The sequence below is a fragment of the Stenotrophomonas sp. YJH_SMC_12-1 genome (assembly GCF_059370935.1).
On the sequence record NZ_JCAFUD010000008.1, the window covers coordinates 122,114 to 145,735 of the forward strand.

The 23,622-nt window shown below is 66.1% G+C and carries 24 protein-coding genes, 5 tRNA genes and 1 riboswitch; of the genes, 8 read left to right on the forward strand and 21 right to left on the reverse strand.

Features of this window, described 5'->3' with window-relative positions:
• Nucleotides 1-101: 101 nt before the first annotated feature.
• Both AC5P8Y_RS15810 and crcB read left to right on the forward strand, forming a co-directional pair.
• Nucleotides 102-503 carry a transcriptional regulator gene (locus tag AC5P8Y_RS15810; RefSeq protein WP_005408921.1) on the forward strand — a complete coding sequence of 134 codons (402 nt, stop codon included), beginning with the start codon at nt 102-104 and terminating at the stop codon, nt 501-503.
• 22 nt (nt 504-525) lie between these two features.
• Nucleotides 526-589, forward strand: a riboswitch (Fluoride riboswitch).
• A gap of 82 nt (nt 590-671) precedes the next feature.
• Nucleotides 672-1,064, forward strand: a complete 393-nt coding sequence (gene crcB / locus AC5P8Y_RS15815; protein ID WP_049452795.1) for a fluoride efflux transporter CrcB — start codon at nt 672-674, stop codon at nt 1,062-1,064.
• A 3-nt stretch (nt 1,065-1,067) separates the two neighbouring features.
• Here crcB and AC5P8Y_RS15820 read toward each other — a convergent pair whose 3' ends face one another.
• Complete coding sequence (locus AC5P8Y_RS15820; protein ID WP_024956612.1) at nt 1,068-1,901, reverse strand: AraC family transcriptional regulator; 834 nt, start codon at nt 1,899-1,901, stop codon at nt 1,068-1,070.
• Nucleotides 1,902-2,035: 134 nt separating this feature from the next.
• On the opposite strand from AC5P8Y_RS15820, the gene AC5P8Y_RS15825 reads away from it, so the two are divergent.
• Nucleotides 2,036-2,530: a DUF6265 family protein gene (locus tag AC5P8Y_RS15825; protein WP_111108376.1), complete on the forward strand. Its 495-nt coding sequence runs from the start codon at nt 2,036-2,038 to the stop codon at nt 2,528-2,530.
• A gap of 58 nt (nt 2,531-2,588) precedes the next feature.
• On the opposite strand, the gene AC5P8Y_RS15830 is transcribed toward AC5P8Y_RS15825, so the two are convergent.
• Complete coding sequence (locus AC5P8Y_RS15830; protein ID WP_049452801.1) at nt 2,589-2,999, reverse strand: SRPBCC family protein; 411 nt, start codon at nt 2,997-2,999, stop codon at nt 2,589-2,591.
• A 20-nt stretch (nt 3,000-3,019) separates the two neighbouring features.
• Nucleotides 3,020-4,039: an aldo/keto reductase gene (locus tag AC5P8Y_RS15835; protein ID WP_049452802.1), complete on the reverse strand. Its 1,020-nt coding sequence runs from the start codon at nt 4,037-4,039 to the stop codon at nt 3,020-3,022.
• A 103-nt stretch (nt 4,040-4,142) separates the two neighbouring features.
• Here AC5P8Y_RS15835 and AC5P8Y_RS15840 point away from each other — a divergent pair, with 103 nt between their 5' ends.
• Complete coding sequence (locus AC5P8Y_RS15840) at nt 4,143-5,060, forward strand: LysR family transcriptional regulator (RefSeq protein ID WP_049452804.1); 918 nt, start codon at nt 4,143-4,145, stop codon at nt 5,058-5,060.
• A 10-nt stretch (nt 5,061-5,070) separates the two neighbouring features.
• On the opposite strand, the gene AC5P8Y_RS15845 is transcribed toward AC5P8Y_RS15840, so the two are convergent.
• Nucleotides 5,071-5,589 (reverse strand): P-loop nucleotide/nucleoside kinase family protein, encoded by a 519-nt coding sequence (locus AC5P8Y_RS15845; protein ID WP_111108375.1) that lies wholly within the window; start codon nt 5,587-5,589, stop codon nt 5,071-5,073.
• Nucleotides 5,590-5,850: 261 nt separating this feature from the next.
• Here AC5P8Y_RS15845 and AC5P8Y_RS15850 point away from each other — a divergent pair, with 261 nt between their 5' ends.
• On the forward strand, nt 5,851-6,927 hold the full coding sequence (locus tag AC5P8Y_RS15850; RefSeq protein WP_111108374.1) for an alpha/beta hydrolase family protein: 1,077 nt from the start codon (nt 5,851-5,853) through the stop codon (nt 6,925-6,927).
• Between the two features lie 259 nt (nt 6,928-7,186).
• On the opposite strand, the gene AC5P8Y_RS15855 is transcribed toward AC5P8Y_RS15850, so the two are convergent.
• The 5 genes from AC5P8Y_RS15855 to AC5P8Y_RS15875 all read right to left on the reverse strand — a co-directional run bounded on the left by AC5P8Y_RS15855 (nt 7,187) and on the right by AC5P8Y_RS15875 (nt 9,139).
• Complete coding sequence (locus AC5P8Y_RS15855) at nt 7,187-7,456, reverse strand: hypothetical protein (RefSeq protein WP_005408911.1); 270 nt, start codon at nt 7,454-7,456, stop codon at nt 7,187-7,189.
• Between the two features lie 217 nt (nt 7,457-7,673).
• The gene (locus AC5P8Y_RS15860) at nt 7,674-8,588 is read right to left on the reverse strand and encodes an ADP-ribosylglycohydrolase family protein (protein WP_111108373.1); all 915 of its coding nucleotides are present in this window, start codon (nt 8,586-8,588) and stop codon (nt 7,674-7,676) included.
• Nucleotides 8,589-8,705: 117 nt separating this feature from the next.
• Nucleotides 8,706-8,779 (reverse strand) — tRNA-Cys (locus AC5P8Y_RS15865).
• Nucleotides 8,780-8,845: 66 nt separating this feature from the next.
• Nucleotides 8,846-8,921 (reverse strand) — tRNA-Gly (locus tag AC5P8Y_RS15870).
• A 142-nt stretch (nt 8,922-9,063) separates the two neighbouring features.
• Nucleotides 9,064-9,139 (reverse strand) — tRNA-Gly (locus tag AC5P8Y_RS15875).
• Between the two features lie 133 nt (nt 9,140-9,272).
• Here AC5P8Y_RS15875 and AC5P8Y_RS15880 point away from each other — a divergent pair.
• The 3 genes from AC5P8Y_RS15880 (at nt 9,273) to AC5P8Y_RS15890 (ending at nt 12,024) form a co-directional block, all read left to right on the forward strand.
• Nucleotides 9,273-9,746 (forward strand): hypothetical protein, encoded by a 474-nt coding sequence (locus AC5P8Y_RS15880; protein WP_005415993.1) that lies wholly within the window; start codon nt 9,273-9,275, stop codon nt 9,744-9,746.
• Nucleotides 9,747-9,861: 115 nt separating this feature from the next.
• Nucleotides 9,862-11,580 carry a hypothetical protein gene (locus tag AC5P8Y_RS15885; protein WP_164133427.1) on the forward strand — a complete coding sequence of 573 codons (1,719 nt, stop codon included), beginning with the start codon at nt 9,862-9,864 and terminating at the stop codon, nt 11,578-11,580.
• Between the two features lie 192 nt (nt 11,581-11,772).
• A complete protein-coding gene (locus tag AC5P8Y_RS15890; RefSeq protein ID WP_229301604.1) occupies nt 11,773-12,024 on the forward strand; it encodes a hypothetical protein in 252 nt (83 codons plus the stop codon).
• 6 nt (nt 12,025-12,030) lie between these two features.
• On the opposite strand, the gene AC5P8Y_RS15895 is transcribed toward AC5P8Y_RS15890, so the two are convergent.
• The 12 genes from AC5P8Y_RS15895 to kdsB form a co-directional block, all read right to left on the reverse strand.
• The gene (locus AC5P8Y_RS15895; RefSeq protein WP_049431501.1) at nt 12,031-12,951 is read right to left on the reverse strand and encodes an HlyD family secretion protein; all 921 of its coding nucleotides are present in this window, start codon (nt 12,949-12,951) and stop codon (nt 12,031-12,033) included.
• Entirely contained in the window at nt 12,948-13,676 is a 729-nt protein-coding gene (locus AC5P8Y_RS15900) for an ABC transporter ATP-binding protein (protein WP_049431498.1), read from the reverse strand. The genes AC5P8Y_RS15895 and AC5P8Y_RS15900 overlap by 4 nt, the downstream gene beginning before the upstream one ends.
• Before the next feature lie 10 nt (nt 13,677-13,686).
• A complete protein-coding gene (locus AC5P8Y_RS15905; protein WP_049431495.1) occupies nt 13,687-14,826 on the reverse strand; it encodes an ABC transporter permease in 1,140 nt (379 codons plus the stop codon).
• Nucleotides 14,823-16,286, reverse strand: coding sequence for a TolC family protein (locus AC5P8Y_RS15910; protein ID WP_049402553.1), 1,464 nt, complete (start codon nt 16,284-16,286; stop codon nt 14,823-14,825). The genes AC5P8Y_RS15905 and AC5P8Y_RS15910 overlap by 4 nt, the downstream gene beginning before the upstream one ends.
• Nucleotides 16,287-16,654: 368 nt before the next feature.
• A tRNA-Gly gene (locus AC5P8Y_RS15915) sits at nt 16,655-16,730 on the reverse strand.
• 115 nt (nt 16,731-16,845) lie between these two features.
• Nucleotides 16,846-17,952 (reverse strand): NAD(P)/FAD-dependent oxidoreductase, encoded by a 1,107-nt coding sequence (locus tag AC5P8Y_RS15920; protein WP_049432174.1) that lies wholly within the window; start codon nt 17,950-17,952, stop codon nt 16,846-16,848.
• Nucleotides 17,953-18,090: 138 nt separating this feature from the next.
• A tRNA-Gly gene (locus AC5P8Y_RS15925) sits at nt 18,091-18,166 on the reverse strand.
• A 236-nt stretch (nt 18,167-18,402) separates the two neighbouring features.
• On the reverse strand, nt 18,403-19,029 hold the full coding sequence (pgsA, locus tag AC5P8Y_RS15930; protein ID WP_005412825.1) for a CDP-diacylglycerol--glycerol-3-phosphate 3-phosphatidyltransferase: 627 nt from the start codon (nt 19,027-19,029) through the stop codon (nt 18,403-18,405).
• 18 nt (nt 19,030-19,047) lie between these two features.
• Nucleotides 19,048-20,892 carry an excinuclease ABC subunit UvrC gene (gene uvrC / locus AC5P8Y_RS15935; protein WP_033833872.1) on the reverse strand — a complete coding sequence of 615 codons (1,845 nt, stop codon included), beginning with the start codon at nt 20,890-20,892 and terminating at the stop codon, nt 19,048-19,050.
• Nucleotides 20,889-22,301, reverse strand: a complete 1,413-nt coding sequence (locus tag AC5P8Y_RS15940) for a hypothetical protein (protein WP_111108370.1) — start codon at nt 22,299-22,301, stop codon at nt 20,889-20,891. The genes uvrC and AC5P8Y_RS15940 overlap by 4 nt, the downstream gene beginning before the upstream one ends.
• Complete coding sequence (locus AC5P8Y_RS15945) at nt 22,298-22,786, reverse strand: low molecular weight protein-tyrosine-phosphatase (RefSeq protein WP_005408877.1); 489 nt, start codon at nt 22,784-22,786, stop codon at nt 22,298-22,300. The genes AC5P8Y_RS15940 and AC5P8Y_RS15945 overlap by 4 nt, the downstream gene beginning before the upstream one ends.
• On the reverse strand, nt 22,783-23,556 hold the full coding sequence (kdsB, locus tag AC5P8Y_RS15950; RefSeq protein WP_033833870.1) for a 3-deoxy-manno-octulosonate cytidylyltransferase: 774 nt from the start codon (nt 23,554-23,556) through the stop codon (nt 22,783-22,785). Before kdsB ends, AC5P8Y_RS15945 begins: the two co-directional genes overlap by 4 nt.
• Between the last annotated feature and the right edge of the window lie 66 nt (nt 23,557-23,622).

The window sequence follows — 23,622 nt, forward strand, 5'->3', positions numbered from 1 at the left end:
TTTGTTAACCAGACTTATTCTTGCGGCAAGGATTCTTCGCATTCCACGCGTTAAGCTGGCTTGCATAGATGAATACTCTCGGCCAACGACTCGCCGCCGCCATGAAGAAAGCCGGGCACCCCCGCCCGGCCGATCTGGCCCGCGCCGCCAAATCCACCACGGCAACCATCAGCAACTGGCTCAACGACCATGTCAGTGCGTCCCATGTGAAAGCCGAGCAGCTGTTCCGCATCGCCGATGCGGCCAAGCTGGACGCACGCGAGCTGCTGTATGGAGTGAACGGGCGCGGCGTCGGGGAGCCGGGTAACGCCTACATTCCCAGCCAGGCCCACCTTGACGTCTGGCAGGACGCCTACGAGCTGGTCAGTCACCTGGTGGCCGAGAATGGCCTGGAAATCGACCACCGCCGCCACGCGGCGCTGGACCTGCTCGCGTTCGAACTGCTGATGGATGGCTTCAGCCGCAGCAAGGTGGCCCGCGTGCTGACCACCTCAATGACGTGAATGCACCGCCGCTGGTAGCATGGACCGCGATGGGGATGGGGCTCCCCCGATAACCGCCTGAGAAGGCTGATGGCTCCTGCCAGGACGAACCCGGTGTTCGTCGACGGCAGGTCGTGCCTGCCCTCGGCGTTCGCCATTGACCCTGCGAACCCGCATTCGAGGCACGCCATGCAAGCATTGAACAACTATTTCCTGGTCTTCGTCGGCGGCGGCATCGGTGCCTGCCTGCGCCACGCCTGCAACCTGATCGGCGCCCGAGTGGCCGTCGGCAGCCCCTGGCCGTGGTCGACCTTCCTGATCAACGTCAGCGGCGCCCTGCTGATGGGCGTGGTGGTCGAGGTCTTCGCGATGCGCAATGGTGCCTCGCCGCAGCTTCGCCTGTTGCTCGCCACCGGCATCCTTGGTGGCTACACCACGTTCTCTACCTATGCGCTGGAGATCGGCCTGCTGCTGCAGCGCGGGCAGCACGGACTGGCCGCGCTGTATGCCGGTGGCTCGGTGGCGCTGGGCCTGGCCGGCCTGTTCGGTGGCATGAAGCTGGCCCGGCTGGTGCTCGGCTGAGGCTCAGGCCGTGCCAGCACGCGCCTGTCCGCGCCATTCGCGTGGTGACTGCCCCGTGTGCGCCTTGAACGCGCGCGAGAGTGCCGCCTCGCTGCCATAGCCCACCTCGTCGGCAATCCGCTTCAGCGGCCGGCCCTGGCGCAGCGCCTGCTGTGCCAGCCCGACCCGCCAGCCTTGCAGGTACTGGCCCGGGGTGGTCCCCATCGCTTCGCGGAAGCTGGCGGCAAACACGCTGCGTGACATGCCGGCCACCTCGGCCAGATCCTCCAGCGTCCACCCCTGCGCCGGGGCTTCGTGCATCGCCACCAGCGCCAGCCGCAATCGCGGGTGGCCAAGCCCAGCGAACAGACCGCCGCGCATTTCGCCACCTTCCATCAGCTGGCGCAGCACCTGGATCATCACCACCTCGAACAGGCGGTTGACCATCGCCGCGCGCCCGCAACGCTGCTCGAACGCTTCTTCGAACAACAACTCCAGCGCTGCGTTGCCGCCATACAGCCCAGCCAGCGGCAGGCAGATGAAATCCGGCAACGCGGCGCTGATCGGATTGAGCCGGCCGCCTTCGAAATGCAGGTTCGCGCAGGCCATGTCGGCGCCCTGCTGTGGGTCGGTACTGAAGCGGTGCGGCATCGGCCGCGGATACAGCAGCAGGCTGGGCACATCCACCTGTACGGTCTGCTGGGCATGACTGACCTGCAGCGGCCCACGTCGCACCAAGTGCAGCTGCCCGGCTTCATCCTCACCCTCCAGCGTGTTGATGCCGCACAGCGCACCGGCATGGAACACCGAGGCGGTGACCGCGAAGCGTTCAAGCAGAATGGCGAGACGGTCGACCATGACGGGACTCCGGGTCAAGCGAGATAAGCTCAATGTGACAGATCGTATCGGAATCAGCACTGGAAAGGACGGCACTGGCCGCGTGATCTGGCGGGCGCTATACAGGCCGCACATTCCCGCGCATGGAGGCACCGATGTCACTCCGCATCGCCCTGGCCCTGTTGCCGCTGCTGCTCGCGGCCCCGCACGCGCTATCCGCCTCACCCTCGAAGATCGAACACCTGGCCTGGCTGGCCGGTTGCTGGCAGCTTGATGGGCAGCCACCCGGTGCCGGCGAGCAATGGACCAGCCTGGCTGGAAACACCCTGTTCGGCAGCAGCCGCAGCCTGCGTGAAGGGCGAACCGTCGGCTTCGAGTTCATGCAACTGCGCCAGCACGATGATGGGCGCCTGGTGCTGACTACCCTGCCCTCTGGCCAGAACGCCACGGACTTCGTTGCCACCCGGGTCGATGCCAACGAGGCGGTCTTCGAGAATCCTGCCAACGACTTCCCACAACGTATCCGCTACCGGCGCCTCGACGACCAGCGCGCACATGCGCGCATCGAGATCGCGCAGGACAATCCGAAGCAGGCAATGGACTTTCCCATGCATCGCGTCGCCTGCGGTGCACCGACGCCCGCACCCTGACACGCAGACGCCCCGGACCGGCCGGGGCGCCTGCATGCGGTCAACGCCACACGGGCATTCACCCGGCCAGCGTGGTTTCCAGGGCCTTCAGGCCATCGCGATAGATGCCCTCGAACAGCGCGGACGCTTCTTCGTTGCTGACGCCTACCGGAGTGAACTCACCGGACCAGTCGATCCGCGAACCGTCGCCCTGCTCGACCACACGCAGGGTGGATCGATAGCCGCTGATCGGGAACGGGGCCTGCAGGATCGAGTAGGTGTAGCTGCGATCGGCCTGGTCGAAGGCTTCCAGGCGCTCGACGATGGCATCGCCATCGGGATTGGCCAGATGGCGCACGCGACCGCCTTCGCTGAGCGTGCTCTGGGGAATGTACGGAAGCCAGTCGGGCAATGAATCGAAGCCGCCGATGAGGTTCCAGACCTGGTCGGCCGGGGTCGGCACGGTGATGGATACAGAAGCAGTTGCCATGGGAATGTCTCCTTCGGGACTCAGATGTTGTCGATCGGCAGCGGGGCGTTGGCCGCGACCAGGCCCTGGGCGCGCAGCGCCTGCCAGAACCCGGCCGGGATGATTTCCTTCAGTGCGGCGTAGTCTTCGGCGATGCGCTCGGGACGGCTGGCGCCCGGAATCACCGCAGCCACTGCCGGGTTGGCCAGCGAGAACTGCAACGCGGCCGCCTTGATGCTGATGCCGTACTCGGCCGCGATGGCCTTGATGCGCTCGACCTTGGCCAGGATCTCCGGCGACGCCTTCTGGTACTCGAAGTGGCTGCCACCGGCCAGCACGCCGGAGCTGTACGGACCGCCGACCACGACGCCGGTGTTGCGCTCGGCCGCCTTGGGCATCACCCGCTGCAGCGCACGCTCGTGGTCGAGCAGCGAGTAGCGGCCGGCCAGCAGGAAGCCATCCGGACGGGCTTCGTCCAGGTCCAGGGTCAGCTCGATCGGCTCGACACGGTTGACACCCAGGCCCCAGGCCTTGATCACGCCTTCCTCGCGCAGGCGGGTCAGCACCTTGAAGGCGCCGCGGCGTGCGGTCTCGAAGTACGACAGCCACTCATCGCCGTAGAAGTCCTGTGCGATGTCGTGCACCCAGACGATATCCAGGCGATCGGTCTTCAGGCGCTTGAGGCTGTCGTCGATCGAACGCAGGGTGGCATCGGCCGAGTAATCGTTGACCAGCTTGTTGGGGCGGCCGGCGACGAACAGGCCGCCCTTCTCGCCAAGGTCGCGGGCGCTGGTGTCTTCCACTTCGTCCAGGATCAGGCGGCCGACCTTGGTGCTGAACACGAAGTCATCGCGGTTGCGCTTGGCCAGCGCGTCGCCAAGGCGGATCTCGGCCAGGCCGGCGCCATAGAACGGGGCGGAATCGAAGTAGCGGGTGCCCTGTTCCCAGGCCGCGTCCACCGTGGCCTGGGCCTCGGCTTCCGGGATGTCACGGAACATGTTGCCCAGCGGCGCGGTACCGAAGCCGAGGGTCTTGCCAGCCAGCAGCGTGTTGATGCTCATGGGTTCCCCCTTGGGGAGGTTGTTGAAGTTGAGGCACAGGCTAGGCTTGCCCGATAAGACTTTCCAAGACATAATTTAATTATCTTGAGTCCCGCAGGGTCTTATGCTCGATCTCCGCCAACTGCGCTACTTCGTGGCCGTCGCCGAAGATGAACACGTCGGCCGCGCTGCCGAGCGCCTTCACATCTCCCAATCCCCGCTCAGCCGGCAGATCGCCCAGCTGGAGGAACGGCTGGAACTGCAGCTGTTCGAACGCTCGCAGCAGCGCATCCGGCTGACCGCCGATGGCCGTACCTTCCTGGCCGAGGCGCGGGCCCTGCTGACCCATGCCAACCGGCTGGAATCGCTGGCGCGCCGGCTCGGCCGCGGCGACGAAGGCGGCCTGTGCATCGGCTATCTGGAGTACGCGATGCACTCCGGCGTATTGCCCACCGCCCTGCGCGAACTGCGCGGCGATCGCCCGGCGGTGCATATCGCGCTCTACAACCAGCAGTCGGACGTGCAGCTGGAAGGCCTGCGGCAACGCAGCCTGGACATCGCCCTGGTCTGCGAACCACCGGCGTTCGACGATCCGGACCTGGAGGCCACGCAGGTGCTGAACGACCCGATGCTGCTGGCCGTGCCGGCAGCGCACGCACTGGCCAGCGCAGAACTCATCACGCCCGCGGATCTGGCCAGCCAGCAGTGGATCGGCGTGATGCACAGGGAAAACGCACTGCGCCACGACACCTTCATCGCCGCGTGTGCGAAAGCCGGGTTCACCCCAATCATCGCTATGGAAGCGACCGAGCCACTGGCCGCGCTTGGCCTGGTTGCCGCCGGCCTGGGCCTGGCCACCGTCCAGCAGAGCCTGGATCACCAGGCGCCGGACGGCGTGGTGCTGCGCGAGCTGCCGTGGTTCAGCTACCGCACACCGCTGTGGGCGGCCTGGCACCGCATCAACCTGCGCCCCCTGGTCGAGACCTTCCGCAGGACGCTCGTGCGCACCGCCACCGAAGGCAAGCCGGCATTCGGCGACTGAGCCGACCGCGCTATGCCGGGCCTGCCTCGGTGTAGCGCATCACCATGAAACCCTCTTCTGCGGCCGGTGCAACGAAGTGGCGGGTGATCTGCTCGAATTCCTCATCGCTGGCCTGGAAGGGATGCTCGCCACATGCATTGCGTGCACGCAGCCGCGCCTTGCAGACCTCGTCGGCGATATCGAGGAAGTGCAGTTGATGCGCGGCGCCCACTGGCGAGAACACCTCACGTGCCCACCCGCGGGTTGCGGGCGTGTTGAAGGGGAAATCGAGCACCACCGAGACGCCGGCCTGCAGCAGCGCACGCAGATGATCGGTCAGCACGCTGCGCAGCGTGGTTGCGCGCTGCAGATAATCGGCGACGGAGTGGATTTCGCCCGGGTGCAGCGTAGCCAACCAGGCATCTTCGCTGATCAATACGTGGCGAGGCTTGGCCGCCAGCTGTTGCGACAACGTCGATTTTCCTGCGCCGATCTTGCCGCACAGCAGGTGCAGGGTTGCGCCGCCATCGGCGGATGAAGGGTGTTGCATCTGCGATCTCCTCGGTGGATTCCAGTTCCCGGGAGAGCGCTGCATGCAATCCGCCTTCCCGGGCGGGTTGCAGGGCCGTGACGACCGCGCGCTACCCCGCCTTCCCTTGGGGAATGCGGATAATCGACGCGGTGACGTGCGGAGCCATGCCACCAGCGTAGAGCGCCGCCTGTACGGCCCGCAATCCCCTGCGGCAGTGCAGCGCGCGCAACATTCCGCTGGCATCTATGCTCGGCGCCATTCCCGCATGGAATGACCACGATGCGCCCCTTGCTTCGATGTGCCCTCGCCCTTGGCCTGCTGCATGCTTCGACGGCATCGCTGGCAGCACCAACCACGGCACCACGCACGCTCAGCGGCGAGCTGCAGGGCGCCCCCTGGCGGCTGGATATACCGGCAGACTGGAACGGCGACCTGGTGATGCTGGCCCATGGCTATGAGCCCGTGGGCGTGCCACGCACCACGCCGATGGCCGCCGGTGACAGCACCGCAGCACTGCTGGGCGCGGGCTACGCCGTCGCGCAGAGCGCGTATTCCAGCCAAGGCTGGGCGGTGGCCGAGGCGATCACCGACATGGAACACCTGCGACAGCATGCCCTGGGTGAACTCAAGCGCGTGCGACACACCTGGATGCTGGGCTTCTCGATGGGTGGTGCCGTAACCATTGGCAGCCTCGAGCGTTTCCCGCAGCACTATGCCGGTGGTGTGTCGCTGTGCGGCGCCAATCTCAGTGGCGAACAGATCGCGGCCAACCTGCTGACCACACTGGTCGCGTTCGATTATTTCTTCCCCAAGGCTGAGGGGTTGCCGGCCACCGGGTTGGCGTCACGCGAAGCAGCCATGCTGGCCCAGAGCGAGCTTTACCAGGGCATCGCCACCACGCTGCAACGCGACCCGGCGCATGCCGCGTTGCTGGCGCAGCGGCTGCAGGTTTCCCCCGATGAAGTGGCCGGCACGATCAGCCTGCACGCCCTGGTGCTGCACGAGCTGGCCACACGCAGCGGTGGCATGCCGGTCGGCAACAGGGGCACGGTCTACAGCGGCTTCGGCGATGACGCCGCATTCAACGCCGGGGTGCGGCGCATCGATGCTGTACCTGCCGCGCAGGCCAGGGTGCGCGCGACGCTGGCGCTGACCGGCGCACTGCAGCGCCCGCTGGCGATCCAGTTCAACCACAACGACCCGACCATCGTGCCGCACATGCAGACGGTGTATCCGCAGTTGGCCGCACACGCCGGTGCGCGGCCAGCGCCACGGGTACTGCCATCGGTGGGCGAAGGACATTGTGGCTTCTCTGAAGCACAGGTTGTCGATGCCTTGAAGACAGTGCAACGCTGAGTCCATCGCGTAGCGAAACGTGTCCGCCAGGCTGGCAACGCTTACGGTGCAGGGACCCGCGCAGCATGTGTCGCCTCCCCTCGATCCGACCGCGCACCTGTTCGGCATGCCCGAAGGCGAGTGGCTGGGCTTCGACATGTCGGTGCCGTTTGCCCACCCCGGTGTCGGCCGACCAGCACAGTGCCGTTCGATGCGCGCGGTCAGATCGGCGCGCTCGGCCAGGTCTTGGTCGTGCGCCCGCAGCCGCAGCAGGCGGGGATCAGCCGCCCAGCGTGCCCATCGTGAAGGTGTAGCCCGAGCTCATCAGGAATTCGCGCATGCGCATTTCCGCGCGCCGCGGTGAGGCCAGGTTGGCCGGCGCATACAGGGCGTACACCAGGCCCGATCCCTCGATATGCTCGCGGCGGACCTCGCAGCGGGCGGTTTCCGAGGCTATCACCCATCCGTCCTTCAGCCGCTCCGGCCCGATGGATTGCCCGTTCTTCAACCGAAAGGTCAGCCAACGCACATCTGCCATGATTTTGCTCATTTCCGATTCGCTCCGTGCCCGAAGCGACCCGTGATGTCCTTGCTCGCCATTGCAGCTCCCTGAGACGTGGAACTCGACCATAACGCCTTGCCATGTCGCGGCCGGCTGAGACTGGCGGCCGCGGCATGTGAGCTGCCGCACGGGTTCCCTCGCGGCGTCGGAAATGGCGACGGCATGGAGCGTCCTGCCGGCGCAGTTCACAGGCAGGGAACCCGACTCACGCAGCGCGGTCGCTGCCCTGGTTCAAGGCGTGCAGCGCATCGGCCAGCGCCTGGATTTCGGCACGCAGGGCCAGCCGCTGCAACCACCGCCCGGGGATTCCGCGCGCACCATGGAATGCGCCCGCCAGCTGCCCCGCAATGGCGGCCGTGGTGTCGGCGTCCTCGCCAAGATTGGCCGCCTCGAGTACGACGGCTTCAAAGGTGTCGTGGCGATCAAAGCACCAGAGTGCAGCTTCCAGACTGTCGACAACATAGCCATTGCCACGGATCTGCTCACGCGCGGCACCGCGGTAGCCGCCCGCCGCGATCTGCCGCAGCCGCGCGCTCTCGACAGGGACATTGCTGAGATCCAGCACCGCGTCACGGGTGCCACCTGCCAACGCCCGCTCCAGCGCGACCGCCAGCAAGCGGCACGCCTCCAGGCACTCCTGCGCAGCGTGCGTCGTTCGCGAACTCAGCTCGGCCATTGCCTGCAGGTCGGGAGTCCCGGCGTAGCGCAATGCCACCGGCGCCAAACGCATGATCGAGCCATTGCCAGCGCTGCGTGGGTCGTCACTACCCGCCAGCGGTTGGCCGTCCTGCAGGAACCGGTCGATGGCAGCCCGCGTTGCCATACCGATATCGAAGCACTCGCCGGTCGCACTCCAGTACCCATGCCGGTACCAGTTGGCGTAGCGGTTCATCTGATCGTGCACATCGAAGGTGTCACAACGCACCAGGCTCTCGGCCAGGCACATCGCCATGGAGGTATCGTCGGTCCATTGCCCCGGCTGCAGCTGGAACGGCCCACCACCCACCATGTCGGTGATCGGGGTGAAGCTGCCACGAGGCTTGAACTCCAGCGTGGTACCGACGGCATCGCCGCACGCGAGGCCGAGCAAGGCGCCGCGGAAGTGATCAATCTGGTTCATCACACGAGTGTAGCGCCACCGCATCTGCCATGACTGACTGCCGAGCGGTGATCGCGCGAGCGGGGAATCGATCGCAGCCAAACAAAAAAGCCCTGACCGGAGTCAGGGCTTTTCAATTGGAGGCCTCAAGCGGAATCGAACCGCTGTAAACGGATTTGCAATCCGGTGCATAGCCACTCTGCCATGAGGCCAACGTACTGCGCGCCAGGAACGTAGCCCTGACAAGACAAAACCCCAAGATGGGGCCTGTCGGAACATGGAGCGGGAAACGAGACTCGAACTCGCGACCTCAACCTTGGCAAGGTTGCGCTCTACCAACTGAGCTATTCCCGCGTAAGCCGACATGCTACCGGAAATCCGGAAAACACACCAGCGATTTCACTTTTCTGACTGCGCGCAAAGCCTTGTGGCCCAACGTGCCCCGCCTTGCCGTGGCGGGAGAAAAACAAGGCCCCTGCCGGGGCCCTGTAGAATCTGGAGCGGGAAACGAGACTCGAACTCGCGACCTCAACCTTGGCAAGGTTGCGCTCTACCAACTGAGCTATTCCCGCAGATTCCGTTCGACCTGCGTCGAAGGAGCGCTATTGTGTCCAAATTCCTTCACGCCGTCAACAGTCTTCACATCATGCGGTCACGGGCGTCCGCACTGGGTTACGCTGCCCCGCCCAAGCACGGACACCCCCGATGCCGAGACGCTACGTCCGCCTGTTCTGGTTGCTGGTCGCGCTGACCTGGTTGGCGCTGATCGCCGCACTTGTCAATGCTGGCTTCACTCCGGACTACTGGCTGCTGCATCGCCTGGAAGGCGCCCAGCTGCCCTATCCGACCAGCACCGTCATCGTGTTCGCATTGCTGGGCACGGTTGAACTGGTGGTGGCGGCGCTGATCGTGCGCCCGTGGAAACTCAAACGCCTGTGGCTGCGCCTGCTGATCGCCTTCGCCCTGCTGCTGGTGTGGTCGATACCGTGGATGCTGTCGGCGATGCACCAGCCGCCGGTACAAGGCATGCACCTGCTGTGGTTGCTGCTGCTGGACGTGGGATTGCTGCTGGCGCTGTGCGGGGTGTCGGCGGTGAGTGCATGGCGGGCGTTCATAAGCTCACCGCATGGCTGCCGCAGGGAGAAGACGCGCAGAGATGGCCTACGCATTTCAGAATAGTTGCATGGACCCGCAGCGGACCGGCGAAGGACAGTACCTGACCCGAGGCCCACAGCGCCGGCAATACTTTCACTGCCGCTGCTCTGCATATGCCTCTGCCAAACCGGGATAAATCATGCAGCAGTCGAGCCAGCGGGCATCACAGCTCCCCGACGACGCGGATCCGCTTGACGCAGCGTTGCCAGCAATGGCTGGAGACCGCCCGATTACGCCCTTGGAACTTGCCACGCGACTTTCCGCAGCCTGCCCCTTTCAGGTCGTCCGATACGCCGACATCAAGGATGAGGTACCGCAGGACTCAACATACGCACCAGAGCACTACGTCTGGGGTGATCCCGATGAGTTGGTTCTCTTGGTTGATGGCGACCTCAAGCTCGACACGCTGGACCTGGACGACCCGCTGGCCCCGTGGCGGGAAGAAGATCTTGGTGCGTACATCCGTTTCATCTTGGTTCGCGGCAATGCAGAGATAGCACGCCATGTTCACAGCCTTGAAACCGACGGCGCATGCGGATTGCTTGTCTCGGGCGACCTGACGACAACCAATGCCATCGTCGGCGGACAGGAAATCCGCGTAGGCGGCAACCTACTGGTCCGCGAGCTGTTCTGGGGCGACTACAACCACGGGGAACTGCACGTGGTCGGGAACACCCAGGCAGCGCTTCTCATTCAGACCGACTACTCCATGCAATTCGATGGCTCGGTTCACTGCATTCGCAGGATGGACGACGAAACCATCATTGACGACGGAATTGAGCAGATCATCGAACCCGATTGTCTGTTACGCGAATCCGAGGGTCCGGACAGCTTCTGGTCATTGGACGCGGGAGCCATGCTGCAAAGGCTCACTGCCGGGAAGAGCGTCATCCGTGCGGAGGGTCTGTCAGCGCGAGACCCGATGCTATGCACAATGAACCTGTTTAGCGACGCCACTGTCAGTGCAGAAAGCCTGCTACGCATTTGTGGAGAAGACATGCTTCCCATGGATACCCGGACCTATGAATTCCACCGCAGCGGCATCTCACTTCTAGCAAGTGCTGGCACCGCCAACGCCGACGCCGACGCCGACGCCGACGCCCGCGTATACACCGTGCAGATGGAAGATCCTTCGAAGAACATCGCTGCACGCCTCGTAATGTGGCGCACCGATGCAACCGCCAGCACCACGGCCTCTTACATAGGAGGTGCTGGATCTGGCTGGAGCCTACTGAAGTACATCTGCAGCGATGCTGGACAGGATCAGCGCGAATGGGACGAGGTTGAGTCACATGACATCCAGCCACCCTTCATCGCACTCATCCTCGGCGGGTGGCGATTTCTTGAGGAAGGCGCATCGAACCGAAAAAGGACTGCGGAGACAATTTCAGCGGCCGAGATACGCGGTCTACTGGCGCTTCCGATCTGTCAGCCATACGACGACTATGGCGATGGTGACCGTTGCGGATTGTGGGTGGGTCACTGTCATGCGGCGTTTCGCCAAGAGAAACGCGGGCCCGGCAGCGAGGGGCCCATGCTCCGACTTTCACGGGAACTTCAACAGACCGACGGTAGCAGCGTCACCGAAAGCTACTACTACTACGTTGAGACCTGCATGGATGGACGGGAGCGCGTTCACATTCGTTACAAGGCAGACCTGCGCACTGAAGACTCGCCGGTTCAGATAGATCCTGTCGGAGGGGAGGCGCTGGCCGACGCACTACAACTTTTCAAGCGTGGCGCAAGGGAAATGCACGGCACAAATTCAGGCCTACTGAAAGGAAGAACACCCTACTTCGCAAAAGATCATGCGCTCGCGGTGAACTTCTGGAAGCAGCAGGGATACCTGCCCGAGTAGATGCCAGAGTTCTTTCAGAAACCGACGGCAGTCCAGGCCTTCTAGCTATCCGCATCCGTTATATGGCTGCTGCTGGCCTTCGCACTCATCCATGCCGGCTTCAAGCCAGACTACTGGCAACTGTGTCACATCGAGCCCGGGACACTGCCTTACCCCACAGATTCAGTCTTCACCTTCGCGCTGATCATTCTGGTGGAGATTGTTGTCCTGGGCCTGATCGTGCAGCCATGGCGGTTTCACCGCCTGTGGCTGCGGATGTTTGTCTGTGCCTTTCCCTGGCTGGGCTGGACAGTACTTTGGGGCGTGACCGCCAGGCACCAATCACCCGTGCGCGATGTGCATTTGAACTGGGTGCTCGCCGTTGCCGCCTTTCTTCTTGTGGCACTACTGGTCGTGGTCGCGGCCTCCGCCTGCCCGCGCCTACGCCGCTGGCTCAACGGCTGACCGGACCTACTTCCGGAACTCTACCCGCACATGCTGGCCGAAGCGCGCCTTGGCCTCGCCATCGAACTCCAGCACACACTCCACCACCTTGGCCACGCCACGCCCTGCATCTTCAGGCAGGCGTGCCTGCGCGAACACAGGGCTGATGCGTACCACGCGTGCGGTCGGCAGCGTGCCGGTGTTCTCGGCACCATCACTGTCCGGTACCACCGCCGCTTTCATGCCTACCTGCACCGCATCGGCGTAGGCGGCGCTGAGTTCGGCGCGCACCTGCAGCGGGCGCGCCGGCAACAACGAGATCGCCGGCTTGCCGGCCTGCACGAAGGCGCCGACGCCCGGCACCTGGCCGACCACGGTGCCGGCTTCCGGCGCGCTCAACGACATCTGCTGCAGTCTCAGCTTCGCGTGCTCCAGCTTGTGCTGCGCCATGTCGACCTGCGCACCGGCCACGTCGACATCGGCACGCACACCGGCCAACTGCTGTTTGGCCGCATCGGCCTGCTGGTTCGAGGACACACCTTCGCTGGCGCCCGTGGACAGGCGGGTGGCGTTGCGTTCCAGTTCGCGCAGCTGCGCCTGGCTGCCCTTCAGGCGGTCATTGGCCAAGGCCAGATCGGCGGTGGCCATTGCCACTTCCTGCTGCAACAGGGCGCCATCCAGCGACAGCAGCAACTGCCCCTTCTTCACCGTGGCGCCTTCCTTCACCGGCGCTGCAGTGATCGAGCCATCCACCGGCGGCGCCAGTGCGATCAGGCCACCTTCGACGTCAATGATGCCCCGCGCCACGGCGACCTTGCCGGCGGCGGCAGTACCCTCCTTGCCTGAGGGGGCCGATGCAGCGGTGGGCGCTTCCCTGGAACAGGCGCCGAGCAGCAGTGCCGCGGACAGGGCCAGGCTGAGGGGAAGCAGATGCGACGTCTTGGTCATGGGGCGGACTCTACGGTTTCGTTCTGGCGGCGGTCATCACGGACCATGCCGTCTTCCATGGCGATCACCCGATCGGCATGCCGGATCAGGCGCGGATCGTGGCTCACGCACAGCACGGTGGCGCCATGCGCACGTGCGTAGCGATGCAGGATGTCGATCACGCGCTGGCCGTTCTCGGCATCCAGCGCGCTGGTGGGTTCGTCTGCGAAGATCAGGGTCGGCGACTTGGCAAACGCGCGGGCAACCGCCACGCGCTGTTTCTCGCCACCGGACAGCTGAGCCGGGCGCATGTGGCTTCGATGGCCGAGGCCGACTTCTTCCAGCGCCTTGCGGGCCAGCGGCTCGCTTTCGCGATTGCGCATGCCGCGGTAGCCCAGCGGCAGCTGCACCTGCTCCAGCGCAGTCAGTGCCGGGAACAGATTGAAGCCCTGGAACACGAAACCGACATGGTGCAGGCGGAAGCGCTCCACCTCGCTTCGGGTCATGTGCCCCACGTCCTGGCCAAGTGCGTGCACGCGGCCACCATCGGGCGCGGACAGGCCGGACAGCAGCGACAACAGCGTGCTCTTGCCGCAACCCGACGGGCCCGATACCAGGGTCAGCTCGCCAGGATAGATGTCCAGCGACAGGCCACGTAGCACCGGCACCTGCACGTCGCCGGACAGGAAGCCCTTTTCAAGTGCATCGGCCCGCAGGGTCGGGGCGACGGCGCGTGTGGAAGTCATCGGCCGGTCCTCAACGCAGCAGCAACGATGGATCGGAGCGGACGACACTGCGCACCGCCATGATGCTGGAGAGCATGGCCATCACCGCAACCAGCGCCACGCAGCCGAGGATCACCATCGGTGTCAGCTGCACCGGCACGCGCTGGGTCTGCGCGATCAACAGCACCACGGTGCTGAAGGCCGCCGCCAGCAACATGCCCACGCCACCGATCAGCAACGCCTGCTCGAACACCACCCGTGCCAGCGCATAGCGGCCTGCACCGAGTGCATTGAGCGTGGCGTACTCGCGAACCGAGCCAGTCACCACCGACGCGAACGACTGGTTGGTGATCACCGCGCCGACGAAGCAGACGATGACGGCCATGAACAACACCGCGATGCCGGCGCCAGTATCGAACAGCCAATACTGCTGCGAGCGGCTGGCGAACTCCGGCGCGGTCCAGAACTCGACCGGCGTGGCCCGGCCCATCGACGCGGACAAGCGGTCACGCACACGATCGGCCAGGTCCGGCGAGCGCAGGCCCGCCACGAAGTAGGTACTGCCCTCGTGTGGGTCGGTACCGGCGATGGCGCGCGCGGTATCCAGCGAAGCCAGTACGTTGACACCACCAAGGCCACGCAGGCCCGGCTGCGCGGCAACCACGCGCACGGCCTTGCCATTGATCCAGGCGCGGTTGTTCTGCAGGTCCACGCCCAGCGTATCCAGGTCGGCGCTGTCGACGATCACCGCACCCGGTTCGCGCAGCTGTGCACGCAGGTCGGCAGGCAGGATGCGCGCGAACATCATTGCATCGTCGCGGGTGGAGATGCCGGACAGATACACCGACACGTTGCCGGTACCCTGCGCGCTGGAGCGCCATTCGCCATCCACCCACTCGTAAGGTTCGACGCGGGTGACATCCGGATCCATGCGCAGGTGGCTTTCCACATCGGCGCTGATCGCGTGGCCGTAGTTGACGCTCTGGGTGCCGGGGAAACCGGCCCAGATATCGGCCGAAGATGCCTTCACATAGATCGCGGCGGTACCGAAGATGCCCAGCACCAGCGCCGCCTGCACGATCAGCAGCACGCCGGCGAAGCACATCGCCAGCACCACCGGCAGGAACCGGCGCCACTCATAGGCCAGGGTCTTGCGGGCCAGCGCGATCATTGCGGTTCGCCCTCAGCCTCGACCGGCAGCGGTGCGCCACCAAGGGCGCGGTACAGCGACGCAAAAGCCAGCACGCGCGCGCCCTGCGCACCGATCAGATCCGCCTGCGAAGCGAGCGCGGCACGTTGCGTGTCCAGCCCATCGAACTCGCTGGACAGGCCCAGCTGCACCTGCCGCACCTGGCGCTTGACCTGCTGGTTGGCGGCATCATTGGCCGCACGGAGCGATTGGATGCTGCTGTCCTGGCGCGCCAGGCTGCCCAGCGCGCCTTCCACTTCGCTCACGCCTTCCAGCACGGCCTTGCGATACCCGAGCAGCGCGGCGTCCAGTTGCTTCTCATCGGCATGGAAACGCGCACGGCGTTGGCCCCAGTCCCACAGCGGAATATCGACGTATGGACCGATCGACGGACTGGAGTCGGAATTGGAGCGCGCGTTCTGGGTGAGGTTGTAGGCATACAGAATGGAGCCGCCGAGGCTGATCCGCGGGTACATCGCGGCGCGCGCCGAGCCCTTGCTGGCGGCGGCCTGCATCACCTCCGATTCGGCCAGCAGGATCTGCGGACGATGGCGCAACAGGTCCGCTGGGACCTGCTGCAACGAGAACGTGCCCAGCGTCGGCGGCGTTCGGTACGCACGCCAGGCCGGATCCGGGCCATCGCGGCCCAGCAGCAATGCCAGGGCGCGGGCCGCGTTGTCGGCGTTTTCCCGGGCCTGTGCCGTGGCGGCGCGGGTGGCGGCCTGGCGTGCACGCAGGCGATCCAGTTCGCCCGGCTCATCCAGGCGAAGTCGCTGGCGGACCCGCGCCAGTTGTTCGCCGCGGTCGTCCACGGCCTGCTGGCGCATCAGCAGATCCTGCTGGGCCTGCGCCACGGTCAGGTCCAGATAGCTGCGCACCACGTCGGCAATCACCGCTACCTGCGCGGCATTGCGTAGCGCCTCGGCATTGCCGGCCGAGGCCTGCGCGCTCAGCTGCGCACTCTCGGCGGCGCCGAACAGGCCCAGGTCCCAGATCGCTTCAATGCCGGCATGGAAGTAGGTATCGACAGCGGCGGCGTCCTGCACCTGCTTGGCGCTGGCGGAGATTTCCGGCAGGAAACGCGAGTCGGACGTGCCAGCGACGATCCGAACGGCTTGCAGGCGCAAGGTGGCCTGCTGCAGGTCGAGATTGCCGGCGACCGCCTGATCGACCAGGCCATCCAGCGCCGGGTCGGCCAGCACCTTCCACCACTGCCTGGCGTCCACCGCCACGCCCTGGCCCTGCGGTACCTGGGTCCAGGCGCTGGGTGTGCGATCAGGCAGGTCCGGGACGGGCACCGACATGCAGCCGGCCAGGGCCAGGGTTGCCAAAAACGCACCGGGGCGCAGCACTGCCTGCAGGGAGAGTCCGCGCCCTGTCCTGGGCACTGCCACTGAAGTGATACGCCTGACCACCAGCCCGCCAACGTGTAGAAGGAGCATGAAGGCTACCGTGCGATTGTGGAGCGAACATGGAGAAATGGTCCGAAAACGGTCACAGCACGCGTGCGGTTCAGGCAACGATGGCGTTGGCTTTCGCCAGCCTTTCACTGCATGCGACGCACGGAACGCTGGTGCGACATCCGGGCCATTGCGTCCTGTTGCCAACTTCCCCGAGCCCCGCGCCTGCGGTCATCCCCACGACCGATACGCCCCGCCATTCCGAATGCGACACTAACGCTGGAATCGTCCCGCCAGGCCGTCGATATCACGCCCGCCATGACGATGCCATGGCGCGACTGTAGCGCCCCGTGCCGCCAACGTCATGACAAACGAAAAACGCCCCCTTTCGGGAGCGTTCTTCTTGAATCTGGAGCGGGAAACGAGACTCGAACTCGCGACCTCAACCTTGGCAAGGTTGCGCTCTACCAACTGAGCTATTCCCGCAGATTTCGTTCGACCTGCGTCGAAGGAGCGCTATTGTGTCGATATTGCTGCACGGCGTCAACAGGAATTTTCGCCTGCATTGCGGGGAGGCGTTCAGGCCCCCAGGACCGATACCTCAGGTTCGCAGGCCACGGCGGTGGAAGTAGACCTGCTCGGCGATGCGCCGCGTGGCCGCCGTGTGCAGCAGTGCATTGAGCGGCCAGTCCGCCTGCAGATGGTCCATCGCCCAGCGCAGCAGGCGCTTGCCATGGAATGCCGGCGCCACCCGCCGCGCCACCCGTTCCGCTTCCGGCCCTTGCCCACGCAGATGGCGGGCAATCGCCTCGCCGACCGCCCAGCCGTGCCGCCACGAGGAGTGGATGCCCCCGGCGGACAGCGGCGAGACGATGCCCGCCGCGTCGCCGGTCAGGATCAGCCGCTGGCCGGTGATCGGCCCATCCGGCCGGCCGCAGGGGACCAAGCCGGCGCGGGTGGCCGAGGAACGCGCCGAAGGCGGAATGTCGACCACATCGCGCACGTGGTCGAGGAAGCCATCGATATCCGGCGGCCGCACCTGTTGCGGGTCATGACGCAGCGCCAATCCCACCTGCAGCCCGGTCGGATTCTGTGCGACCCAGCCGATGTAGCCCGGTGCGTAGTGCTTGCTGACGAAGCAATGCAGCGCGTCGCCCTGCGGCAAATGCAGGCCGGCGAACTCACGCTCGACGCCGTAGAGGTTGTCACGCACCTGGCCAAGTCCGGTGCGATGTGCCACGCGTGAGCGTGCGCCATCAGCACCAACCAGATAGGCGCATCGCCCTGCCCCATCCACCTGCCAGCCGTCACCACTGCGATGGGCATCGGTGAAAGACCGTTGCAGGCGCAGGTCGACACTATTCGCGCGCAGCTCGCTGGCCAGCCAGCGCATCAGGTTCGGCGTATCGGTGGTGAGGAAGTAATAGCCCGGCGCGGCCAGCAACACGTTGCGCAGGTTCGGCGCATACAGGCGCACGTTGGCGACGCGCTGCACCAGATGCTCGGGCATGCGCCCCAACCAGGTCTGCTCCATCGCTTCTTTCACCACGATGCCGGTGGTGTGCAGGCGCTCGCCGGGGTCGGCCTTGCGTTCCAGCACGCAGACGCGCAGACCGTACTGGGCGGCAGCCAATGCGCAGGCGGCACCGGCGAAACTGGCGCCGACGATGACCACGTCGTGGTCGTAGGCGGGGGAAGTGTGAGGCATTGCGGCATCGCCGTGGAGCGTCGGAGATGCAGCTTCGAACTGCCGCGTGGTGAGGCGAAGGAGTGGCGGTGAAGTGAGGATGAAGCGTGGAACACGCAAACGAAAAACGCCCCCTTGCGGGAGCGTTTTTCTTGAATCTGGAGCGGGAAACGAGACTCGAACTCGCGACCTCAACCTTGGCAAGGTTGCGCTCTACCAACTGAGCTATTCCCGCTTGGGAGGCGAAATTTTACCTATTCCAAGGATGGCGTCAAGCGCTTTTTTCAGGGTCTGCCGAGGCACCTGGCACCGCGTATCCACGCATGGCGTGGATCTACTGCAGCGTCTCCGCAAACTGATGGATCCGCCCCCTCCTTGGATGCGGCATTTCCAGTAGATCCACGCCATGCGTGGATGGCAGCAACCGTGGGGTCAGAGCCCTTTCCTGCGGAAAGGGATCCGACCCCGGGCTCAGTTGCCCAGCTTCTTCTGCCGCGCACGCTCGCGCGCAGCGCGCTCGTCATCGCGCAGGCTCGGCCAGGCGGCGTGCAGGTACTGCAGGCCCGACCACAGGGTCAGCACCGCGGCAATGGCCAGGGTCCAGTCGCCGATATGGAACACCGGCCAGCCCATCCAGATGTCTTCCACCGGCACGTTCGGGGCCACCGAGTACAGCAGGCACAGCAACGCGACCATCTGCGCGGTGGTCTTGATCTTGCCGATCATCGCCACGCGCACCTTCGCACGCTGGCCCAGCTCGGCCATCCATTCGCGCAGCGCCGATACCGCGATCTCACGGCCGACGATGACCGCCGCCCAGAACGCCATCCACGGCGTCGGATGGCCCTGCACGATCAGGAACAGTGCCACTGCCACCATCAGCTTGTCCGCGACCGGGTCGAGGAAGGCACCGAAGGCCGACTCCAGCTGGTAACGGCGTGCGATCCAGCCATCGAGCCAGTCGGTGATCGCGGCCAGGCCGAAGATCGCCGCCGAAGCGAAGTTGGTCCAGGTGTAGGGCAGGTAGAACACCAGCACCAGCACCGGGATCATCACGATCCGCAACAACGTCAGCCAGGTGGGCAGGGTCAACTTCATGCTTGCGTGCTTCTCTCTCTACTCGGCCGCATCAGGCGTGGCCAACCCGTGCAGGTTAGCGTAGATACGTGCCGCGAGGGCGTCATTGATGCCTTCCACCTTGGCGATTTCCGCTTCGCCAGCGGCTTTCAGGCCCACCAGGCCGCCGAAATGCTTGAGCAGGCTGGCGCGGCGGCGCGGCCCGATGCCGGGGATATCCTCCAGCTTGCTGGTCATCCGCGCCTTCTGGCGGCGCCCCCTGTGGCCGGTGATGGCAAAGCGATGCGCCTCGTCGCGCACCTGCTGGATGAACTGCAGCGCCGGGTTGGCCGCGCCCGGGCGCAGCTCGCGGCCATCGGGCATCACCAGCGCTTCGTGGCCGGCGCGGCGCTCCACGCCTTTGGCCACGCCCACCAGCAGCACGCCTTCCACGCCCAGGTCGGCCAGCGCGGCCTGCGCCTGCGCCAGCTGACCGGCACCACCGTCGATCAGCAGTACGTCCGGCAGCACGCCCTGCTCTTCCACCGCACGGCGGAAGCGCCGATCGATGGCCTGGCGCATCGCAGCGTAGTCGTCGCCCGGCTCGATGCCGCTGATGTTGAAGCGGCGGTACTGCGCGCGTACCGGACCGGCGGCGTCGAACACCACGCACGAGGCCACGGTAGCCTCGCCAAGCGTATGGCTGATATCGAAGCACTCGACCCGCTTGACCGGCTCGGCCAGGCCCAGCATCTCGCGCAGTGCATCGCTGCGCGCGTGCTGCGCATTGCGGCTGTTGAGTTCGGTGGTCAGGGTCAGCTGCGCGTTGCGGCTGGCCAGTTCCACGTAGCCGGCGCGCTCGCCGCGCACGTTCCACTTCAGCTGCACCTTGCGCTCGGCCGAGGCCGACAACGCGGCGACCAGCAGGTCGGCATCGGGGATCTCGCGGTCCAGCAGGATCTCGCGCGGTGGCTCGAATTCGATGTAGTACTGCGAGACAAACGCGGCCAGCACTTCCTCCGGGCTTTCTTCACCATTGGTGCGCGGAAAGAACGGGCGGGTGCCGAGGTTGCGGCCATCACGGAAGGCCAGCAGCAGTACGCAGGCCTGCGAGCCCTGCATGGCCACCGCCAGCACGTCCAGGTCGGCAGCACGGCCATCCACGTACTGGCGGGTCTGCATGCTGCGCAGCGAGGAAATCAGGTCACGCAGGCGCGCGGCCTGCTCGAATTCCAGTGCCTCGCTGGCGGCCTGCATCTGCTCGCCCAGCTCGCGGGTCAGTTCGTCGCTCTTGCCTTCCAGGAACAATGCAGCGCGACGCACCGATTCGGCGTACTCGGCAGGCGCCACCAGCTCCACGCAGGGCGCGCTGCAACGCCCGATCTGGTACTGCAGGCACGGTCGCGAACGGTTGCGGAACACGCTGTCCTCGCAGCTGCGCAGCTTGAACAGCTTGTGCATCAGGTTCAGCGTTTCGCGCACCGCAGTGACGCCGGGATACGGCCCGAAGTAGCGGCCGGGAATGGCGCGCGGGCCGCGGTGCAGGGCGATGCGCGGCCAGTCCTCGCGGGTCAGCAGCACATGCGGATAGGTCTTGTCGTCGCGCAGCGAGACGTTGTAACGCGGCGACAGCGACTTGATCAGCTGGTTTTCCAGCAGCAGCGCCTCGGCTTCCGAGCGCGTCACCGTCACGTCCATGCGCACGATCTGCGAGATCATCGACATGATCCGCGCATTCTTCGGACTGCCGTTGAAATAGCTGCCGACTCGGTTGCGCAGCGCACGCGCCTTGCCGACATACAGCAGGGTGTCGTCGGCCGCGTACATGCGGTACACACCGGGGGCGGTACTGAGCTGGGCCGCGAAGGCCTTGCCGTCGAAGGCCGGGGCGGGAACGTCGGTCATTCGCTGATCGGCACTTCGCTGAGCACGCCGCTTTCGGGGTCGAATCGCAGTATGGCGTGGGCGTCGGTCTCGGCGATCCACACCGCACCGGCACCCACGGCCAACCCGGCCGGGCCGTGCAGGCGGCGCGGCAGCGGCTGGGTGGTCAGTTCGCCACCGCCCAGGCGCAGCGTGCGCAGGCGGCCATTGCCGGTATCGGCAATCCATAGCAGCGGCGCATCCGGACTCAGCGCGATCGCCTGTGGGAACTGCAGGCTGGCCTGCGCGCGCGGGCCATCTTCGTCACCGAAACGCCAGGGGCCCTGCCCGACCAGCGTCTGCACCAGATCCCCGCGCAGCTGCAGTGCACGGATCGAGGAGCCCAGCGCATCGGCCACGTACAGCACCTGCTGCACCACGGCCAGCGCGGTCGGTTGGGCAAAGGCAGCCAGATGGCCGCTGCCGTCACGCTCGTCGATGGCACCGCTGCCGGCGCGCCACTGCAGGCTGCGCTGACCCAGGTGGTAGCTCCAGATGCGGTTGTCGCCGGCCATGGCGATGTGCAGCTGGTTATCGGCGATGGCGAGGCCGACCGGGTGGTCCAGCGAGACCTGCCGCGCCTGTGCTACCGGGCCCTCCACCGGCGCACCGGGGCGGCCATTGCCGCACAGCGTGTCGACGATGCCGGTCAGCAGGTTGATGCGGCGCACGGCATGGTTGCCGGTGTCGGCCACGTACAGCGCGTCGCGCTCAAGCACCAGCGCCTGCGGGCGATGGAACGCCGCTTCGGCGAGGTTGCCGTCCATGAAATCGGCCGTCCCCAACCCGAACTGGCGCAGGATGCGGCCGCCGTGGCTGCATTCGAGGATGCGGTGATGGCCACTGTCGGCGACGTACAGGCGTTCGGTGCTGACCGCCAGGCCCAGCGGAAAACGCAGGGCCTGCAGCGGCTCCGGATGCAGCTCGGTACCGCCGCGCGGCGGTGCCGACGGCGCACCGTGGCACAGCGCATTCAACGCACGCTCAAGCTCTCCCGGAGCCCCCAGCCCGACCAGCCGCTGCTGCTCGCGACCCTGCGCGTCCAGCAGCACCACGGTCGGCCACGATGTGATGCCGAAGCGACGCCAGCCATCCCAGTCGGCATCGAGCAGGACCGGCATTGACAGCCCTTGGCGGCGCAGCAGTTTGAGTGCGGCGCCGGCGTCACGCTCGAAATCGAAGCGGGGTACCTGCAGGACCAGCGGCTGCAGCATGCCAGGGTGACGCGACAGCCATTGACTGAATTCGGCCAGGCGCTGCGCGCTCCAGGCAGAAGCGGCGTTGACGAACAACAGGGCCACCGGCCGACCGCGCAGTTCGGTCAGGGTACAGGGAGCGGCATTGAGCCAGGTGGCGAACTCGGGCAGGTCCGGGACGGGCTGGACGTTCATGGCCCGATTATGCCGGAGTCGGCGTCATGCAACAGTCGTGCCACTGCACGTTTTGCAGCATTGTCGACCAGCGTCCAGACCTGTTCAAAGTGATCGCTGCCGCCGGTGTAAGGATCCGGGATGGCCGCCTGCCCCTCCCCGCCCGACCAGGGCAGGTACAGCGCCAGCCGCTCACGCTGGGCGGGTGCCACCAAGCGTCCCGCGTCCCGCAGGTTCGCCTCGTCGGCGCACAGGATCCAGTCGAAGCGGTCGAAATCAGCGGCGTGCAGCTGGCGCGCACGCAGGCCGCCGATGTCCACGCCGTGCCCGGCCGCGCAGGCGATCGCACGCCGGTCCGGCGGCTCGCCCACATGCCAGTCACCGGTGCCGGCCGAATCCACCTGCACGCGCCCCGCCAGTGGCGAAGCGTCCAGGCGTGCGCGGAGCGCGCCTTCGGCCATCGGCGAACGGCAGATGTTGCCGAGGCAGACGACCAGCAGCTTCATCGGGCAGCCAGCGTCTGCAGCAGTGCTTCGGCGCGCTCCAGGTCCTCGGGCGTGTCGATGCCCGCCGGGAACGGTTCAGGCGAGATCGCCACGCTGATCGGGTAGCCGGCCTCGAGCACGCGCAGCTGCTCCAGCGATTCGACCTGCTCCAGCCGGCCCGGGGGCATCGCCGCGAACTGCTGCAGGAAACCGGCGCGGTAGCCGTAGATGCCGATGTGGCGCAGCCAGGCATGCCCTTCCGGCAGCACGTCGCGGCTGCGCGCGAAGCCATCGCGGTGCCAGGCAATCGGCGCGCGGCTGAAGTACATCGCCTCGTTGCGCACGTTGCGCACCAGCTTGACCACGTTCGGATCGAACAGGGTTTCTGCATCCTCCACGGCGGTCGCCAGCGTCGACATCGGCGCATTGCCTTCAACCAGCGCCTGGGCCACCGCACGGATTCCCGCAGCCGGCGCGAACGGTTCATCACCCTGCAGGTTGACCACCACGGTGTCGTCGGCCCAGCCGGCGATTCGCGCGCACTCGGCCAGGCGGTCGGTACCGGAGGCATGCGAGGTGGCGGTCATGGCCACCTTCACCTCGGCCAGCCCGGACAGCGCGTCGGCAATGCGTTGATCGTCGGTAGCGACCCAGACCTCGCCAGCGCCGGCCTGCAGCGCGCGGCGCGCCACGTGCAGCACCAGCGGCTCACCGCCCAGCAGGCGCAGCGGCTTGCCCGGCAGCCGCGAGGCGGCATAGCGGGCCGGAATGGCGACGACGAATTCGGTCATGGGGCAATACTCGGCAGGCTCGTTACAACGGGGATGCGGCCGGCGGCACGTGAATGCAAGCGCCGC